The organism is Micromonospora sp. NPDC049257, from assembly GCF_040678915.1.
GTDB lineage: Bacteria > Actinomycetota > Actinomycetes > Mycobacteriales > Micromonosporaceae > Micromonospora > Micromonospora antibiotica.
In genome coordinates this window covers 68200-85214 of the sequence record NZ_JBFAQU010000003.1, presented here as the reverse complement: position 1 = coordinate 85214, position 17015 = coordinate 68200, and the positions used below count along the sequence as shown (strand labels likewise).

Here is a 17015-nt window from a genome sequence, read left to right as displayed (position 1 = left end):
ACGGCCGTGTCACCGCTGGCGACACGCTAGGGTCGATCACGTGCCGACCCGGAGAGCGAGAATTCCAGCGACGAAATACCCGGTCGAGCGGTTCACCCTCGACAACGGCCTACGGGTGGTCCTCACCCCGGACCGCAGCGCCCCGGTGATCGGCGTCGCGGTCGTCTACGACGTCGGCATCCGCTCCGAGCCGCAGGGGCGTACCGGCTTCGCCCACCTCTTCGAGCACCTGATGTTCCAGGGCTCGGAGAACCTGGAGAAGCTTGCCCACTTCCGGCACGTGCAGGGCGCCGGCGGCACCTTCAACGGCTCCACCCACCTGGACTACACCGACTACTACGAGACGCTTCCCGGCAACGCCCTGGAACGGGCGCTGTTCCTGGAGGCCGACCGGATGCGCGGCCCCCGGCTGACCGAGGAGAACCTGCGCAACCAGGTCGACGTGGTCAAGGAGGAGATCCGGGTCAACGTGCTCAACCGGCCGTACGGCGGGTTTCCCTGGCTGACCCTGCCGCCGGTCATGTTCGACACCTTCCCCAACGCGCACGACGGTTACGGCTCGTTCGACGACCTGGAGTCCGCCACCGTCGCCGACGCCGCCGACTTCTTCCGCCGCTACTACGCCAGCGGCAACGCCGTCCTGGCGGTCAGCGGGGACATCGACGTCGCGGAGGCGACCACCCTGGTCGAACGGCACTTCGGTGACGTGCCGGCCCGACCCGCCCCGGAGCGTCCGGACTTCACCGAGCCGGACCTGACCGTCGAGCGGCGCACCTCGTACACCGATCAGTTGGCCCCGTTGCCGGCGGTGGCCTCGGCGTGGCGGGTGCCCGACCCGGTCGTCGACTTCGCCGGCTACCTGCCCTACGTGGTGCTCGCCGAGGTGCTCACCGACGGGGACGCGTCCCGGTTGGTGGAGCGGATGGTCCAGCGCGACCGCAGCGTCACCGGCCTCGGCGGCTACCTCGGCTTCATGGGTGACCCGTTCGACGTCCGCGACCCCACCGCACTGCTGCTCCAGGCGCACCTGCCGCCCGGCGGCGACGTGGACAAGGCGTTGCGCACGATCGACGAGGAACTGGACCGGCTGGCCACCGACGGGCTGACCGACGGCGAGTTGGCCCGTACCCAGGCACGGATGGCCACCCACCTGCTGCGGGACACCGACGCGGTGCTCGGCCGGGCGCTGCGGATGGCGGTGCTGGAACAGCAGCGCGGCGAGCCGGGCCTGCTCAACGACCTGCCCCGGCTGGTCGGCGAGGTCACCGAGGACCAGGTCCGCGCCGCCGCCGCCACCCTGCGCCCGGAGCGCCGCGCCTCCATCGAGGTCATCCCAGGAGGTGCCAAATGACCAGCGTCACCCGGGCGCTGCCGGCGCTCGGTCCGACCCGGCGGCTCAAGCTGCCCAAGCAGGCCGAGCGCAGGCTTCCCAACGGGCTCACCGTGCTCGCGGTACGCCGGCCCGCCGTCCCCCTGGTGGAGTTGCGGCTGTGGATGCCGTTCGGCCGGACCCACCTGGCCCGGGGGGCGATGCTCGCCGAGACCGTGCTGGCCGGAACCGGCACCCTCACCGCCACCCAGATCGCCGCCGAGTTGCAGAAGGTCGGCGGCGGGCTCTCGGCCGGGGCCGACCCGGACCGGCTGATGCTCTCCGGTGCGGGTCTGGTCACCGGGTTGGACCGGATGCTGGAGATCCTGGCGGACGTGCTGACCGACGCCAGCTACCCGGCCGACTGGGTGCAGACCGAGCGGGACCGGCTGGTGGACCGGATCCAGGTGGCGCAGAGCCAGCCGGCCCACCTGGCCCGTACCGCGCTGCTGCGGCGGATCTACGGCCGGCACCCGTACGCGGTGCAGACCCCGGAACCGGACCAGGTCCGCGCGGTCCGTCCGGCGGCGCTGCGCCGGCTGCACGCCGAGCGGGTGCACCCGGCCGAGGCGGTGCTGGTGCTGGTCGGCGACGTGCAGCCGGAACGCGCGTTGGACGCGGCGGAGAAGGCCCTGGCCGGCTGGACCGGGGACAGCCGGGGTGCCGCCCTGCCGCCGGCACCCCCGCTGGAACCCGGTCCGCTGCTGCTGGTGGACCGGCCCGGTTCGGTGCAGTCGTCGCTGCGGATCGCGCTGCCGGCGGTGCCCCGCACCCACCCGGACCACGCCGCGCTGCAACTGGCCAATCTGATCTTCGGCGGTTACTTCTCGTCCCGCTGGACGGAGAACATCCGGGAGGACAAGGGGTACACCTACGGCCCGCACTCGTCGGTCGAGCACTCGGTGGCCGGGTCGGTGCTGGTCGCCGGGGCCGAGGTGGCCACCGAGGTGACCGGCCCGGCCCTGCTGGAGACGACGTACGAGCTGGGCCGGCTGGCCTCGGTGCCGCCCGGGGCGGACGAGTTGGAGCAGGCCCGCCAGTACGCCCTGGGCACCCTCCAGCTCGGCATCTCCACCCAGGCCGGGCTGGCCGCGTTGACCAGCGCGTACGCGGGCAGCGGGCTGCGCCTGGACTTCCTCGCCGAGCACGCCGCCCGGCTGGCGAAGGCCACCGTCGACGACGTCGCCGAGGCGGGTGCCCGGTATCTTGCCCCGGCGCGGGCGGTCGTGGTGGTGCTCGGTGACGCCGAGCGGGTCGCCGGACCACTGTCCGCCCTCACCCCGGTGCGGACGGAGTCGGCGTGAGCGGGGAGGCCGCGCCCCCGCTGGCCCGGTCCACGTTGGACCGGGCGGCGCACCGGCGTACCGACCCGCAGTGGTTGGCGCAGGCGTGGCAGCGGGCCCGGGTGCTGGTGTTGGACTCGACCCGGGACGGGCGGGCGCTGGTGCACACCGAGGCGAACCCGCCGGTGCTGGTGCTGCGGGAAGCCGCCGAGGTCGGCCCGCCGGGGGAGGCGTACCCGCTCTTCCTGGGGGTGGAGCCCGACGGGGTGCCGGTCTTCGCGGTGGACGCCCCGCTCCCCGACCTGCCGGGCACCCGGGCGGCCAACCTGCGGGAGATCGGCCACCTGCTCGACGACCGGGACGCGGGGATCTTCACCACGGCGCTCGCCCTGGTCAACTGGCACCTGGGGCACGGCTGGTCACCCCGGTCGGGGCACCGGACCGAGGTCGCCGAGGGCGGCTGGACACGGGTGGGCACGGACGGCCAGCGGATGTGGCCGCGGACCGACCCGGCGATGATCGTCCTGGTGCACGACGGGATGGGCGGACCGGAGGGTCGCTGCCTGCTCGGCAACAACGCCACCTGGCCGCGTACCCCGGGGCAGCGGCGGTTCTCCTGTCTCGCCGGCTACGTGGAGCCGGGGGAGTCGGCGGAGGCGGCGGTGCTGCGCGAGGTCCGCGAGGAGGTCGGCGTCGGGGTCGAGCGGATCACGTACGCGGGCAGCCAGGCCTGGCCGTTTCCCGGCTCGCTGATGCTGGGCTACCTGGCCGAGGCGGACCCCCGGGAGCCGGTGCGGGTCGACCCGACGGAGATCGCGTACGCCCGGTGGTTCACCCGGCGGGACATCGGCGCGGTACTGGCCGGTCGGGCGGTGGACGCCGGGGACGGCGACCGGGTGCTCCTGCCGCCGCCGTCGTCGATCGCCCTCTTCCTGATCCACCGCTGGCTCGACGGGCACTGCTGACCGGTCGGGTGGCGTACCGACGCCGTGCGGGTCTGCCGACTGACGTCGGTCAGCCGGGCGGGTGCTGTCTGCGGGAGCGTCGGCCCGGCTCGTCGAGCGGAAGCACCTTGACCCGCTGCCGGCCGGCGCGGACCGCGCCCACCGTGGACAGGGCGCGGGCCAGCAGCAGGGCCGCGTCCCGGTCCTCGGCGTGGACGGTCTGCCGGCGGAACTCCGGGGTGGTGGTTTCGTTGCGTAGGCAGCCCCCGCCGGCCCAGGCGGCGGCGAGGTCGATGTCGGCGGCGGTGCGGATGTCGGTACGAACGATCAGGAAACGCATGGCTGTCTCCGGACGGACCGCGGGTGGCCGGTACGTGGTGGAACTTCCACGTCACTGAATCGTCATGTTACGCCCGCGCGGGGTCCCAGCAAGTGAAACGCGGCGATCGACCGGGTCCCTGTCCGATCATCCGATGCCTGGTCAGACCGGTTGCCGTCCGGGGATGACGGGTTCGGGGCCGCCGGACGACGGTGGGGCCGCCGGCAATCCTGCCGACGGCCCCACCCTGAGCGACCGGGATCAGTCCAGTGCGAACTGTCCGTTCTTGGTGCCAGCGAGGAAGCCGAGCCAGCCGGCCCTCGGGAACAGCAGCACCGGGCCGTTCGGGTCCTTGCTGTCCCGCAGCGCCACCTCGACCGTCGCGGTACGCAGGTGGGCGACCTCCACACAGTTGGAGGTCTGGCTGCGGGTGCTCTTGTGCCAGCGCGCGTCGGCGGGCACGGTCTGGATCTCGTTCATGGTTCTGCTCCTGCTTTCTGGAACTGCCTCGACGGAACGAGTGGCGGTCGCCCGGCCCCGGCGGATCGGTGTGGGTCACCGTTCCGTCAGGCGCCCCGGTTGCCGGCGGCGTTGGGCCGGCGCTGCTGTCGGTCCCGGAGCCACCACGGACGAGGCCGCCGTGTCGGTCAGCCGTCCCGTTGCCGCGAAGAGCCAGGTAAGGGTGTCCGATGCGGAGAGCGCCGCCGAGCAGAGCCACTCAAATGCCACTTTATAGCGATTTACCGTGGATACCTCGGTCGACATGACGTCGATGAAGCCTCCTTCGATCGCCAACGTCTCCGGATCCTGCGAATCGGCGAACCGGTAGAGCGAGAAGGCCGTCGGTGGCAGGTAGAACTCCCCGATCCGGGTGTCCCGCAGCAGCAGGTGCAGGGTCACGTTCGGCAGCATGGCCAGCTCGCAGAGGTGGGCGAGCTGCTCCCGCAGCACCTCCGGCGGGCAGGCCCGCCGGCCCAGCGCCGCCTCCTCCAACACCGCCGTGTACCGGGGGCCGTCCGCCCGGTCCAGCAGGGACTGCCGTCCCAGCCGGGCCTTGACCTCGGTCTCCGGGTCGTCCCCGGGCGGCTCCGCCGACTCGGCGGCGGCGGCGTCGGCCGAGAGGATCCGCAGTCGGGCGTACCCCTCGGTCTGCAGGAGCCCCGGCACCAGGACCGGGTTGTACTCACGGATCTGGGCGCACCCCGCCTCCAGCTCCGCCCAGCCCAACTGCTGCTGCGTCATCACCGGGTACGACTTGCGCCAGGCGCGCATGTCGCCGGCCTCGTCGGTGATGGCGAGCAGTTCGTGGCGCAGGTCGGCGGTGGCGCCGTAGAGGTCGAGCAGGACGCTGACGTCCTCCGGGTCGGGCCGGCTGCGGCCGTTCTCCAGCCGGGAGAGTTTCGACGCCGACGCCCAGCCGATCCGGTCGATCACCTGGTCACCGGTGAGTCCCGCCGCCTCGCGCAGGCGGCGCAGGTCATTGCCGAGCCTGCGTCGGCGCAGGATCGGACTCGGTACGGCTGGAGGCACGGTGTCCTCGATTCCGTCGACCGTCGCGAGGCGCGGCGGTAACTGTATGAAATTCGCCCCCCACGGTCAGTATGGACGTCGCGACCGGCGTCGGAGGTCCCGACGAGGGCGTGTCTTGCGTCAAAAAGAGGACTGTGGAACGTGCCGGCCGAGCCCGGGGACGACGTCGTCCCAGCTGGCGGCAGTTCCCCCGTACGCGTCCACCGGACGCCACCCCCCGCCGGAGGGAACCCCATGCGCACCGTCCTGCGCCGCCCCGACTTCCGACTGCTCTTCGTCGCCCTGCTGGCCAGCATGGCGGCCGAGTCGCTGCTGCTGCTCGCCCTCGCCATCTGGGTCAAGGACCTGACCGGCTCCGACGGGCTGGCCGGCGCGACCATCTTCGCGATCATCGCGCCGATGATCCTGGCCCCGCTGATCGGCTGGGTCGTCGACCGCTACCGTCGCCGACCGTTCTTCGTGGTCGCCAACCTGGGCACGGCGCTGGTGCTCAGCCCGCTCTTCCTGGTCCGTGACCGGGCCGACGTCTGGATCATCTACGTGGTGGCAGCCTGTTACGGGTTGTCCTACCTGACGTTGCACGCGACCCTGAGCGGGCTGCTCCGCCAGATCGTGCCGAGCGAACTGCTGGCCGACGCGAACGGGGCGTTGCAGACCGTCCGGCAGGGCCTGCGCCTGGGTGGCCCGCTCGCCGGGGCGGCCCTGTACGCGGCGGTCGGCGGCTGGCTGCTGACCAGCCTGGCGATGACCGGCTTCGTGGTCGCCGCCGCCGTGGTGGGGCTGCTGCGGGTGACCGAGCACGCGCCCGCCACCGCCACCCTGCGTTGGCCGGCCGAGTTGGGCGCCGGGCTGCGCCACCTCACCCACGAGGCGGCCCTGCGCCGGGCCCTGCTCGGGTACGGGTTGGGCTCACTCGTGATGGGCTTCACCGAATCGCTGATCTTCGCGTACGTCGATCAGGGACTACGCCGGGACGCCGCCTTCGTCGGGGTGCTGATCACCGTGCAGGGGATCGGGGGCCTGGTGGGCGGCCTGCTCTCGCCGACGGTCGTGCGTCGGGTCGGCGAACTGGGGGCGCTCGCCGCCGGGGTGACCCTGTTCGGTCCGGCCGCACTGGCCCTGGCCTGGCCGGACCTGCGCCTCGGGGTGCTGGCCCTGCTGCTCGCCGGGCTGTCCCTGCCACTGACCATGGTCGGGCTGACCACGCTGGTCCAGCGGCGTACCCCGCCGGGACTGCTCGGTCGGGTCACCGCGGCCTCCGAGGCGCTGGTCAGTGGGCCGCAGGCGGTCTCCATCGGGACGGGGGCGCTGCTGGTCGGCGTGTTCGACTACCGGCTGCTCTTCGTCCTGGTGGGGGTGGTCACCACGGTCGCCGGCCTCTGGCTCTGGCAGGGTCGCCGGCTCACCCCGCCGCGGCTGCCCGCCCCGCCGACGCCGGTCCCGCCCGCCCCGGTCCCGTCCACACCGGTCCCGCCCACACCCCCGACGCCGGTCCCGCCCACACCGGCCGCCCACATCCCGGCACCCCGCCGGCCGCTGCCCGATCCCACCATCCACCGGCTCCCCGGTCGGTGACCCCGCAACCGCGGGGAGCGGCCGGCCCGGTGGGGCCGGCCGCTCCCCGCGGCGGGTCGACGGGGTCAGCCCGTGATCGTGGCCAGGTGCTGCTTGACCTGGGTGATGGAGGGGTTGGTCAGGGCACTGCCGTCGGCGAAGCGCAGCGTCGGGACGGTCTGGTTGCCACCGTTGACCTTCATCACGAAGTCGGCGGCCTTCGGGTCCTGCTCGATGTCGACCACCTCGTACCCGATGCCTTCCCGGTCCAGCTGCGACTTCAGCCGGTGGCAGTAGCCGCACCACGGGGTGGAATACATGGTCAACATCGTCGGATCCTCCACGGTTCGCCGCGCCCCGGCCCGGTCAGGCCAGGCTGACCGGTACAACACCGGCCGGAGCTGAGATGATTCCTCGCTGTGGTGGTTCACTCAGCGGAGTCGGTCCTCGCCGGGCTGGATCCGGAGCAGCGGTCGGCGGTGACCGCCCCGGCCGGCCCGGTCTGCATCCTGGCCGGCGCCGGCACCGGCAAGACCCGCGCGGTCACCTCCCGGATCGCCCACCGGGTGCTGACCGGGGAGATCGTCGGACGACACGTGCTGGCGGTCACCTTCACCGCACGGGCCGCCGCCGAGATGCGGGCCCGACTCACCGGGCTCGGGGTGCCCGGGGTGCAGGCGCGGACGTTCCACGCGGCGGCGCTGCGTCAGGTGCGCTACTTCGCGCCCCGGCTACTGTCCGGCCGGGCCATGCCGGAACTGCTGGACAGCAAGGTCCGGGTGGTCACCCTGGCCGCCGCCAAGGTCGGCCTGCGGGCCGACCGGGCCGCCGCCCGGGACCTGTCCGGTGAGATCGAGTGGGCCAAGTCGTCGCTGGTCGAGCCGGGGGACTACGTGGTCGCCGCGGCCCGGGCGCTGCGCGAGACGCCGTACGAGCCGGCGACGGTGGCCGAGGTCTTCACCGCGTACGAACGGTTGAAGCGGTCCTCCGGGGTGATCGACTTCGAGGACATGCTGCGCGCCGCGGTGTGGGGCATCGAGGAGCACCCGGACGTCGCCGAGCAGGTACGCGGCCAGTACCGGCACTTCGTCGTCGACGAGTACCAGGACGTCAACCCGCTCCAGCAGCGGCTGCTCGACGCCTGGCTGGGCGGCCGGGACGACGTGACAGTGGTCGGGGACGCCAGCCAGACGATCTACTCGTTCACCGGGGCCACCTCGGCGTACCTGATCGACTTCCCGCGTCGGCACCGGGCGGCCACGGTGGTCCGGCTGGTGCGTGACTACCGGTCCACCCCGCAGGTCGTCGGGTTGGCCAACGCGGTGATCGGGCAGGCCCGGGGCACCGAGGCGCGGCTGCGGCTGGAGCTGCACGGCCAGCGCCCGCCCGGCCCCGAACCGGAGCTGCGGATCTTCACCGACGAGCCGGCCGAGGCGACCGCGGTGGCGGCCCGCTGCCGGACCCTGGTCGACGGGGGCACCCCGGCCAAGGAGATCGCCGTGCTGTTTCGCACCAACGCCCAGTCGGAGGCGTACGAGAAGGCGTTGACCGAGGTCGGCGTCCCGTACGTGGTGCAGGGGGCGGAGCGGTTCTTCGAGCGTGCCGAGGTACGCCAGGCGATGGTGGCGCTGCGGGCCGCCACCCGGTCGATCCCGGGCGACACCCCGCTGCCGATCGCCGTCCGGGAGGCGTTGACCGCGGTCGGCTGGGCCCCCGACGCCGCCCCGCCCGGTGGTGCCGCCCGGGAGCGCTGGGAGGCCCTCGCCGCCCTGGTCCAGCTCGCCGAGGAGTACGCGGCCAGCCCCGAGGTGCTGCCGATCGGCGAGGCGGCGACGGTGGAACGTCAGGCGACCCTGGCGGACTTCAACGACGAGTTGGCCCGTCGGGCCGCCCAGCAGCACGTGCCGACGGTGGACGGGGTGACCCTGGCCTCCCTGCACTCGGCCAAGGGGCTGGAGTGGGACGCGGTGTTCCTGGTCGGCCTCTCCGAAGGCACCCTGCCCACCTCGTACGCGCGTACCCCGGAGCAGGTCGAGGAGGAGCGGCGGCTGCTCTACGTCGGGATCACCCGGGCCCGGCAGTGGCTCTGGCTGTCGTACGCCTCGGCCCGCTCGCCCGGTGGTCGGGCCCGCCGGCCGTCGCGGTTCCTGCCCCAGCTGGACCGGACCGGTGGGGGCGAGCGGGCCGGTGCGGGCCGGTCGGGCGGGGTGGCCGGGGCGAAACGGGCGGTGGAACGTCGGCGGACCCAGGTGGTGTCCTGCCGGATCTGCGGCGCGACCCTGCTCGCCGGGGCGGACCGCAAACTGGGCCGCTGCCCGACCTGCCCGTCGGACATTGACGAGAATCTTTACGAGCGGTTGGGTGACTGGCGGGCCCGGGTGGCCGGGGCGCAGCGGGTCCCGGCGTACGTGGTCTTCACCGACGCCACCCTGGTCGCGCTGGCCGAACGGCGACCGGGCCGGGTCGAGGAGCTGATCGCCATCGCCGGCATCGGCCCCCGCAAACTCGGCCTGTACGGCGAGGCGGTGCTGGCGTTGGTGGCGGGCGCGACGGTCGACGAGATCGGCCCGGAGAAAACTCTCGAAATCTCGTCGTAAATTCGTTTGCCCTCGCCCCGTGGCGAGGAATAGCCTCAGGACGCACCTCGGGAGCAGCGCCATAACGGCTGCTCACGGGGGCTGAGTCCGAATCGGCACGAGGAACGTGAGGGAGGTGGCAACCGTGGAGATCATCACTTATGAGCGTCCGGCGGCGATGCCAGCTGCCTTCGCTCCGCTGTCGGCTGTCCGGGTGGCCCTTGCCGCTCCGCGACCGTCGAACCCGCAGGTGCACCAGGTCTCGGTTCAGGCCGAGCTGAACCTGACTGTTGCACCCACTGCGGGAGCCGAGGGGACCAGTGGCTTCACGGGTCTGGGCATTGATGTCGCTAAGCAGCGCATGGATGTCCGCGGCGTTCCACCTCGAGGTAGACCGGTCTGACACTCAGACCACCGGCTCACCTCGAGGCCGCGGAACCCGCTCACCGGGATCCGCGGCCTCAGTTTTTTGCCCGTCGAAGTACGTCGGAATTGCGATCCACGAGATCGAAGTGAGAGAGAGGTGACCGGGAGATGAGTCTGGCGTTGGCCCCCCTCGACGTGAGCGTCGAGCTGGAGGCGAACCTGCCCTGCCGGAAGTTCGACCCCGACCTGTGGTTCTCCGACTCGCCCACCGACCTGGAGCTGGCCAAGTCGCTCTGCGGGGACTGCCCGCTGCGCGTCGAGTGCCTGGCCGGTGCGGTCGAGCGGGCCGAGCCCTGGGGCGTCTGGGGCGGCGAGATCTTCGAGCGTGGCGCGGTCGTCCCGCGCAAGCGGCCCCGGGGCCGTCCGCGCAAGGAGGACCTCGCCCGTGACGCGGCCCTTCAGGTCGAGGCCGAGGCGCGGATGGCGGCCAGTGGTGTGGCCACCTCGCGCAGTGCGGTCCGGCTGGCAGCCTGACCTACCCGATCCGTTCCACCCACCCGCCGATGACCATCGGCCGCGAGAAAGTTGACCACGATGCTGCACCTGCCGAACGGAACCGAGATGCAACTACTCCACGAAGCGTTGTCCCGGGCTCGAATGCGCCAGCCTCAGGCCGGTCGTACCACCACGAGCACTGAGGCGCACCGTTCTGCCCGTACCGTCGCGATGAGCAGCCGGAGCCAGTCGGCTCGCGACCTGGGCGTTCTCTAGGACCACCTGCGATACGCGGGGGCGGTGACCGGGTTCCGGTCACCGCCCCCGCGTCGTCCGTCGGCCGGGCCGGCCCGCCGCCGGTCCCGCTGCCGCGCGTCGGTCAGGCCACCGGGGCGAAACCGGGCAGCCAGCGCTCCAGGATGCCCCGGTAGGGCGCCTTCGCCTCCAACTGGCAGAGCACCCCGATCGAGCCCAGCGTCACCCGGTGGATGAGCAGGTACGACGGCGGTAGGTTGAGCTGCCGGCTGAGCTGGAAGGCGGGCGACTTCGGGCTGGCCAGCCGGGTCGCCTCGGCGCGGAGCCAGGCCCGGGTGAACCGGAACTCCTCCTGCGCCACCGGGTCCAGCATGGGCCGGATGTAGTCCAGCAGCGCCTGCGCGTCGATCGGCTCGGTCGCCTTGACGAAGCCTTCCTCGCGTAACCCGGCGACGACCGCGTCGGCGTCGCCACGCAGCGACAACCCGAGCAACCGGCCGATCGGCTCCGGGGTACCCTCGGGCATCCGGGCCACCGCGCCGAAGTCGATCACACCGAGCCGGCCGTCGGGCAGCAACCGGAAGTTGCCCGGGTGCGGGTCGGCGTGCAGCAGCCCGGCCCGGGGCGGGGCGGACAGGTGCAGGGTCGCCATCAGCCGACCGGCGGAGTTGCGCTGCTCGTCGGTGCCCTCCCGGATGATGTCCGCGAGCGGTGTCCCCTCGATCCACTCGGTGACCAGGACCCGGGGCGAGGCGGAGAGCACCGCCGGGATGAAGATCTCCGGGTCGTCGGCGTACGCGGCGGCGAAGGCGCGTTGTGACTCGGCCTCCAGCTCGTAGTCCAACTCCTCGGTGATCCGCTCCCGCAGTTCGGCCAGGAGCGGCTTGACGTCCAGGCCGGGTTGGATGGCCCGGAACATCCCGCCCAGCCGGGAGAGCTGCTTGAGGTCGGCGAGCAGCGCGTCCCCCGCACCCGGGTACTGGATCTTGACGGCGGCGGACCGGGACACCCCGGTCTCCGGGTCCCGCCACACCGCCCGGTGCACCTGGCCGATGCTGGCCGCCGCGGCCGGGGTGTCGTCGAACTCCACGAACCGGTCCCGCCAGTCCGGCCCGAGCTGCTCCGCGAGCACCTTGTGCACGCTCGCCACCGGCAGCGGTGGGGCGGCCTCCTGGAGCTTGGTCAACGCCTGCCGGTAGGGCGCGGCGATCTCGTCAGGCAACGCCGCCTCGAACACCGACAACGCCTGGCCGAACTTCATCGCCCCGCCTTTGAGCTGCCCGAGGACGCTGAACAGCTGCTCGGCGGTGCGTTGCTGGATCTCGGCGGAGATGACGTCGGAGGCGATGCCGGTGACGCGCTTACCCATCCCGAGGACGGTCCGACCGGCGAAGCCGAGCGGCAGAGCGGCGAGCTTGGCGGTCCGGGACACGGCGCGGCGCGGGATGTCGGTCACCTGGCCATTGTTACCGACTTCTCGGCCCCGCTGCTGCTCCAAGCTGGGCTGGGTCGGCGCATACCCCATTCCGCGGGCCCGGTGGGACGCCCACCGCGCTCCCACCCGTCACTGCGGGCGACCGGGGCCGGAGCAGGAACAGCCGGGGTGCGGGGCCCAGGCCCGACGTCGGAACCGGCCGGCCGACCCGATCTCCACCGCGCAGCCCACCGTCTCCGGGGTGCCCCCGTCGACCTGGGCCAGGGCCTCGGCGACCGCATAGCCGACGGCGCTGAGCAGGGTGGCCGTGCCGCAGGACCGGTCGGCCGGGCCGGTGGCGAGCTGCGCGGCCAACCCCGGCCAGCCCGGGTCGCGATCGGTGCGGTGCAGATCCAGACAGTGCAGGCAGGGGCCCACCGGTGGCCGGACCAGGGGACCGACCACCGGCACCCCCTCCCGGAGGGTGAGCAGCAGGTGCGGTTGGCGACGGCGGGCGTACCCGGTGGCGAGCAGGTCCGTCGGGCGGTCCGTGCCGAGGTGCACCACCAGGGCGGCCGGGCGTCGGCCGGCCGGGTGCGTCCGGGTGCCCGGAGCGGTGCGGGCGACGGCGTCCCGGACCGCCTCGGTGAGCGGTCGCCCCACGTCGGTCGCGGCCAACCCGGACCCGACCAGGTCGACCGGGTCCACCGGGCCGGTCAGCTCGGCTGCCACGTGCCCGACACCGGCCTGGGCCAGGGCCACGGCGACCGGTGCGCCGAGCCGGCCGGCCCCGGCCACCACCACCCGGGCGGCGCGTCGTCGGCGGAGCACCTGGGCAGGGGTGCCGGGCAGGGCGGGCGCGGCCAGGGCGAGTGCTGCGGCCTCCGCGGCGAGCCGGAGCCGGTCCGGGCCGGTCAGCTCGCGGGGGAGCAGGGTGTGCGCCGGTACGACCAGCCCGGCCGCGTGCAGCGTGTCGATCAACCCGCGCGCCTGGCCGGGGTCGACCTGGGCGTGCACCGCGTCCGCCAGGACGCCGCGGACGCTCCGGGTGCCGTCGAGCAGGTCGAGTAGCCGGGTGACCCGCGAATCGGTCACTTCCAGCAGCACGGCCCGACCCGGGTTCAACCCCAGTTGCAGGGTGTGCCGGTCGCGCCAGAGCCGGGTCAGACCCGGCACCAGTACGGGGCGGAGCAGTGCAGCGTCGCTGGGTGCGGGAGGAGAGGGGGCCACGATGACGAATCGTGACCGAATCCCTGCGGTGAGTCGATCGTTGTCCACAGGTGCGCAGCGCCAGATCCAGCGTTGTCCACAGGAGTTGGCGGGTTATCCACAGCTCACCGCGCGTCATGTCGGGCAGCTGACAGATCGCCCGGCGGGGGAGTGGGCGGCTGCTGTGGGCGGGCCGTCCGGTGCGCGCTGCCCTGCGATCGGTGCGCGCTGCCCTCCGCTCGGCGGGCGCTGCCCACCGATCGGAGGGCGTCGTCGCGGATCGGTCGGCCGGGTCGTCCCCGTGGGCTGGCTGGACGTGCCGGAGGGGCGGCCGACCGGCCGCCCCTCCAGCGTCGTACCCGGACGGGTCAGACCTTGGCCTTGCCCAGGATGCGGTTCACTGTTGTGCCGCACACCGGACACTTGCCCTTGGCCATGTTCATCCCGGTCTTCGAGACCTCGACGTGCCCCTCGAAGTCCCGCTTCTCCTTGCACTTCACGCAGTAACCGTTGTAGGTCTGGGCCTGGTCGGCCACGGTAGCCTCCTCGTCTCGTCCGCCGGGCACGTCGGTCCGGCGGTTCTCCCGGCGGCGGGCCACGCGGGGCGCGGCGCCGGGTCCTTCTCCGCGGCCACCCACGTGACCGCCGGTTGGCGGACCCTACCCAGCTCTGGGCGGTTCCATGTCAGCTGTGCATCGACACTGTGAGCAAGTCGACGTCGAGAGTGTGCATCCCGAAATAGGCGGGATAAGTGAGTTTGCCGGGGACACGCCGTGTGGAGTGCCAGGGGAGGTCCCCCGGACGGGGGTGCGGCGACGCTACCGGAGCTGATCAACTACGGTGGAGATCGCGCCCGGTGGGGGGCGGTCGGTCTCGCCACGAAGGGTGACGAGGGTCCAGCCTCATGGTCACCACCAGTTTTTTTCGGACTCCTTACTACTAACCCCCATTTTCTGGGCGCGTGTCGGGGTGTTGACCCTTGCGGACCCCTGGTCAGTACGCATTAGCTTTCCCTCGTGGCAGGAAACCACGGCTGCGCGGCCCACTGATGGCGGCGCGGAAGCCAGTCGTCGAGGTACGGCGCAGTCAGCGCCGGCGACGGACGGTGTCCGCCTACCGGGACGGCGAACGGGTCGTGGTGCTCATCCCGGACCAGTTCTCCCGAGCCGAGGAGAGCGAGTGGGTCGACCGGATGCTCGCCCGGCTCGCCGCCCGGGAGGGCCGGTTGGCCCGCAACGACAACGAGCTGCTCGACCGGGCCCTCCGCCTGATCAACCTGTACCTGTCCGACCAGGGCGGAGAGACCCTGCCGGCCAGCGTCCGGTGGGTCACCAACCAGAACGGCCGATGGGGGTCCTGCACCCCCGCCGACCGGACCATCCGGATCTCGCACCGGCTCCAGGACATGCCCGAGTGGGTGCTCGACTACGTGCTGCTGCACGAGTTGGCGCACCTCATCGTGCCGAGCCACAACGCCCGCTTCTGGGCCCTGGTCGGCCGGTACGCCAAGACCGAACGGGCCCGGGGCTATCTGGAGGGCGTGGCCGCCGCCTCGGCCGTCCCGGTGGCCGGCTGACCGCAACCCCCGTCGACCGTCCGGCCGTGGGTCGATCGACTCGTCCAGGTGCAGATCGACTCGTCCGGGCGCAGGTAGCGGGGTCCGCCGGGCGTCGACGCCACCACTTCGGCCCACAGGAGTCGATCACCCACAGGGTGCCCACTACAGTCGGGGAATGCTCCGACGGGTGGTGGTGGCGTTGCTCGCTCCGGTCGCCTGGTCGCCGCCCGGCGTCGAGCTGACGCGCTGGCGTACCGCGCTGGCCGAGGACGTGGTGGACCTGTTCGCCACCCTCGCCGAGGTGGAGACCGCGCTCGCGGTCACCCCGGCCGACCGCTGGCTGGCCGACGCGGTGCGCTGGCCCGACACCCCCGTGTACGAGGTGCCCGAGCCGACCGTCGACGCCGTGCTGGCCGCCCTCGACGGGTACGACCAGGCTGCCGTGGTCGTCGCCGACGCCCCCGACCTGCCGGGGCTCACCCTCGGCAAGCTGCTCCGACCGCTGACCAGTCGACCCGTCGCCGTCGCTCCGGTCGAGGGCGGTGGCCCCGGGCTGCTCGGCGTGGCGTGCCGGTTACCCGTACCCGGCTGGCTGCCGGCGCTGGACCTGGACGCCGCCGGGCCGGCGGACCTGCGGCGCGCGGCGCCCGCCCCGACCGACGTGGCGGTCACCCCCGGCTGGCACCGGCTGCGCGGCCCGGCCGACCTGGCCGCCCTCGACCCGGCCGTCGAGGGCTGGGAGGCGACCCGCGCCCTGCTCTCCGGCCACCGCACCTGACCGGCCACCGCACCTGACCACCAACGGCGACCGGCCGGGCCTGCCCGGTGATCGGGCGGGTCCGGCCGGTGTCGCGGCTGGTCCGCAGCGGTCAGGGCCGGTCGGTGTCGCCGTCGGTGTCGTCGGTGCGGGGACGGCTGCCCGGCGCCTGCTCCTCGGGGCCGCCGGGAGCGGTGAAGTCGAAGGTGGCCAGCTCGTCGTCGAGATCCGTCGAGGTGGTCGCGAAGGCCACCGGGTCGGCGAAGTCCGCGTCCGACGGGAGCAGGTCGGGGTGGCCCCAGACCGCGTCCCGGCCGGCGATGCCCCGGTGCTCGGTCAGCGCCGCCCAGAGCGCCGACGCCTCCCGCAGCCGGCGCGGTCGCAGCTCCAGGCCGACCAGCGCGGCGAAGGTCTGCTCGGCCGGCCCACCGGCCGCCCGGCGGCGACGGAACGCCTCGCCGAGGCGGACCACGTTGGGCAGCCGGTCGGCCGCCGCGCTGTCCACCACGTGGCAGACCCAGCCCTCGACCAGCGCGAGCGCCGTCTCCAACCGGGCCAGGGACGCCTTCTGCGCCGGGGTGTCCTCCGGGGTGAAGATCCCCTCCAGGGCGATCGCCTGCATCGACTCCGGGTCGGTCGGGTCGACCCGGCCCATCGCCTCCTCGATCGCCTCCCGGTTGACCCGGATGCCCGACGCGTAGTTCTCCACCGCGGTCAGCACGTGCCCGCGCAGCCACGGGACGTGCTCGAAGAGCCGCTGGTGGGCCGCCTCGCGCAGGGCCACGTAGAGGCGTACCTCGTCCTCGGGCAGCTCCAGGCCCTCGCCGTACACCCGGATGTTGGCCGGGATCAGCGCGGCGGTGCCGGCCGGGCCGAGCGGCAGGCCGATGTCACCGGCGGAGAGCACCTCGGCGGCGAGCTGCCCGAGGGCCTGGCCGAGCTGGCCGCCGAAGAGCGCGCCACCCAGGGTGGCGACCATCGACTGCATCGGGCCGAGTTGGGCGCGGGCCTCCGGCGGGACCAGGTCACCCATCGCGCCGACCATCCGGCTGGCGACCGGGTCGCAGAGCTTGCGCCAGACGTCAAGCGTCTTGTAGATCCACTCGTTGCGGTTCCACGCCACGGAGAGGCGGATGCCGGTCGGCCAGGCCGACGCCGGCTCCAGCCAGAGGTCGGCCAGCCGCAGCGCCTCCTCCACCGCGTGCCGCTCGTACGGTGAGGCCATCGGGTCACCCGTGGCCGCGAGCTGGCTGGCGGCCACCTGGCGGGCCAGGTCCCAGTTGACCGGCCCGCTGCCCGGCGCGGAGAGCAGGTGCTGCAACTGCGACATGAACTGCTGCATCTGCGCGGGATCGTTGGGGTCTGGTGGTTGCCCACCCGGGAGCG

The 17015-nt window shown here is 73.1% G+C and carries 17 protein-coding genes; 9 read left to right on the top strand and 8 right to left on the bottom strand.

From position 1 onward, the window contains the following. Positions 1-40 precede the first annotated feature (40 nt). From AB0K25_RS06615 to nudC, 3 genes are read left to right on the top strand one after another with little or no spacing between them, the layout of a single operon-like run. Positions 41-1351, top strand: coding sequence for a pitrilysin family protein (locus AB0K25_RS06615; RefSeq protein ID WP_219464594.1), 1311 nt, complete (start codon positions 41-43; stop codon positions 1349-1351). Then, positions 1348-2673 carry a pitrilysin family protein gene (locus AB0K25_RS06610; RefSeq protein ID WP_219464593.1) on the top strand — a complete coding sequence of 442 codons (1326 nt, stop codon included), beginning with the start codon at positions 1348-1350 and terminating at the stop codon, positions 2671-2673. Before AB0K25_RS06615 ends, AB0K25_RS06610 begins: the two co-directional genes overlap by 4 nt. Beyond that, positions 2670-3617, top strand: a complete 948-nt coding sequence (gene nudC / locus AB0K25_RS06605) for an NAD(+) diphosphatase (protein WP_219464592.1) — start codon at positions 2670-2672, stop codon at positions 3615-3617. The genes AB0K25_RS06610 and nudC overlap by 4 nt, the downstream gene beginning before the upstream one ends. 49 nt (positions 3618-3666) lie before the next feature. On the opposite strand, the gene AB0K25_RS06600 is transcribed toward nudC, so the two are convergent. The 3 genes from AB0K25_RS06600 to AB0K25_RS06590 form a co-directional block, all read right to left on the bottom strand. Then, a complete protein-coding gene (locus tag AB0K25_RS06600; RefSeq protein WP_208568062.1) occupies positions 3667-3936 on the bottom strand; it encodes a hypothetical protein in 270 nt (89 codons plus the stop codon). Between the two features lie 240 nt (positions 3937-4176). Further along, positions 4177-4395, bottom strand: coding sequence for a DUF397 domain-containing protein (locus tag AB0K25_RS06595; protein WP_208568064.1), 219 nt, complete (start codon positions 4393-4395; stop codon positions 4177-4179). A gap of 75 nt (positions 4396-4470) precedes the next feature. Beyond that, entirely contained in the window at positions 4471-5445 is a 975-nt protein-coding gene (locus tag AB0K25_RS06590; protein ID WP_219464591.1) for a helix-turn-helix transcriptional regulator, read from the bottom strand. A gap of 234 nt (positions 5446-5679) precedes the next feature. On the opposite strand from AB0K25_RS06590, the gene AB0K25_RS06585 reads away from it, so the two are divergent. Next, complete coding sequence (locus tag AB0K25_RS06585; RefSeq protein WP_208568066.1) at positions 5680-7020, top strand: MFS transporter; 1341 nt, start codon at positions 5680-5682, stop codon at positions 7018-7020. Between the two features lie 65 nt (positions 7021-7085). Here AB0K25_RS06585 and AB0K25_RS06580 read toward each other — a convergent pair whose 3' ends face one another. Then, positions 7086-7328, bottom strand: coding sequence for a mycoredoxin (locus AB0K25_RS06580; protein ID WP_219464589.1), 243 nt, complete (start codon positions 7326-7328; stop codon positions 7086-7088). A gap of 90 nt (positions 7329-7418) precedes the next feature. Here AB0K25_RS06580 and AB0K25_RS06575 point away from each other — a divergent pair, with 90 nt between their 5' ends. The 3 genes from AB0K25_RS06575 to AB0K25_RS06565 all read left to right on the top strand — a co-directional run bounded on the left by AB0K25_RS06575 (position 7419) and on the right by AB0K25_RS06565 (position 10475). Next, a complete protein-coding gene (locus tag AB0K25_RS06575; RefSeq protein WP_208568068.1) occupies positions 7419-9596 on the top strand; it encodes an ATP-dependent DNA helicase UvrD2 in 2178 nt (725 codons plus the stop codon). Positions 9597-9720: 124 nt separating this feature from the next. Beyond that, entirely contained in the window at positions 9721-9978 is a 258-nt protein-coding gene (locus AB0K25_RS06570) for a hypothetical protein (protein WP_219464588.1), read from the top strand. Between the two features lie 131 nt (positions 9979-10109). After that, a complete protein-coding gene (locus tag AB0K25_RS06565; protein ID WP_208568070.1) occupies positions 10110-10475 on the top strand; it encodes a WhiB family transcriptional regulator in 366 nt (121 codons plus the stop codon). A 340-nt stretch (positions 10476-10815) separates the two neighbouring features. Here AB0K25_RS06565 and AB0K25_RS06560 read toward each other — a convergent pair whose 3' ends face one another. The 3 genes from AB0K25_RS06560 to AB0K25_RS06550 all read right to left on the bottom strand — a co-directional run bounded on the left by AB0K25_RS06560 (position 10816) and on the right by AB0K25_RS06550 (position 13850). Then, positions 10816-12147, bottom strand: coding sequence for an AarF/ABC1/UbiB kinase family protein (locus tag AB0K25_RS06560; protein WP_208568071.1), 1332 nt, complete (start codon positions 12145-12147; stop codon positions 10816-10818). A 108-nt stretch (positions 12148-12255) separates the two neighbouring features. Then, entirely contained in the window at positions 12256-13335 is a 1080-nt protein-coding gene (locus tag AB0K25_RS06555) for a ThiF family adenylyltransferase (RefSeq protein ID WP_363818919.1), read from the bottom strand. Positions 13336-13682: 347 nt separating this feature from the next. Further along, complete coding sequence (locus AB0K25_RS06550; protein WP_007464795.1) at positions 13683-13850, bottom strand: DUF5679 domain-containing protein; 168 nt, start codon at positions 13848-13850, stop codon at positions 13683-13685. Between the two features lie 509 nt (positions 13851-14359). Here AB0K25_RS06550 and AB0K25_RS06545 point away from each other — a divergent pair. Both AB0K25_RS06545 and AB0K25_RS06540 read left to right on the top strand, forming a co-directional pair. After that, the gene (locus AB0K25_RS06545) at positions 14360-14890 is read left to right on the top strand and encodes a M48 family metallopeptidase (RefSeq protein WP_208568143.1); all 531 of its coding nucleotides are present in this window, start codon (positions 14360-14362) and stop codon (positions 14888-14890) included. Positions 14891-15047: 157 nt separating this feature from the next. Beyond that, positions 15048-15650: a hypothetical protein gene (locus AB0K25_RS06540; protein WP_219464585.1), complete on the top strand. Its 603-nt coding sequence runs from the start codon at positions 15048-15050 to the stop codon at positions 15648-15650. Between the two features lie 91 nt (positions 15651-15741). Here AB0K25_RS06540 and AB0K25_RS06535 read toward each other — a convergent pair whose 3' ends face one another. After that, a complete protein-coding gene (locus tag AB0K25_RS06535; RefSeq protein WP_219470358.1) occupies positions 15742-16971 on the bottom strand; it encodes a zinc-dependent metalloprotease in 1230 nt (409 codons plus the stop codon). Positions 16972-17015: the final 44 nt, after the last annotated feature.

What these genes read in the sequence shown, in the direction of transcription:
- AB0K25_RS06610 (WP_219464593.1), top strand. Translation starts at nt 1,348, where the DNA reads ATGACCAGCGTCACCCGGGCGCTGCCGGCGCTCGGTCCGACCCGGCGG.
- AB0K25_RS06600 (WP_208568062.1), bottom strand. Translation starts at nt 3,936, where the DNA reads ATGCGTTTCCTGATCGTTCGTACCGACATCCGCACCGCCGCCGACATC.
- AB0K25_RS06595 (WP_208568064.1), bottom strand. Translation starts at nt 4,395, where the DNA reads ATGAACGAGATCCAGACCGTGCCCGCCGACGCGCGCTGGCACAAGAGC.
- AB0K25_RS06585 (WP_208568066.1), top strand. Translation starts at nt 5,680, where the DNA reads ATGCGCACCGTCCTGCGCCGCCCCGACTTCCGACTGCTCTTCGTCGCC.
- AB0K25_RS06580 (WP_219464589.1), bottom strand. Translation starts at nt 7,328, where the DNA reads ATGTTGACCATGTATTCCACCCCGTGGTGCGGCTACTGCCACCGGCTG.
- AB0K25_RS06565 (WP_208568070.1), top strand. Translation starts at nt 10,110, where the DNA reads ATGAGTCTGGCGTTGGCCCCCCTCGACGTGAGCGTCGAGCTGGAGGCG.
- AB0K25_RS06540 (WP_219464585.1), top strand. Translation starts at nt 15,048, where the DNA reads ATGCTCCGACGGGTGGTGGTGGCGTTGCTCGCTCCGGTCGCCTGGTCG.
- AB0K25_RS06535 (WP_219470358.1), bottom strand. Translation starts at nt 16,971, where the DNA reads ATGCAGCAGTTCATGTCGCAGTTGCAGCACCTGCTCTCCGCGCCGGGC.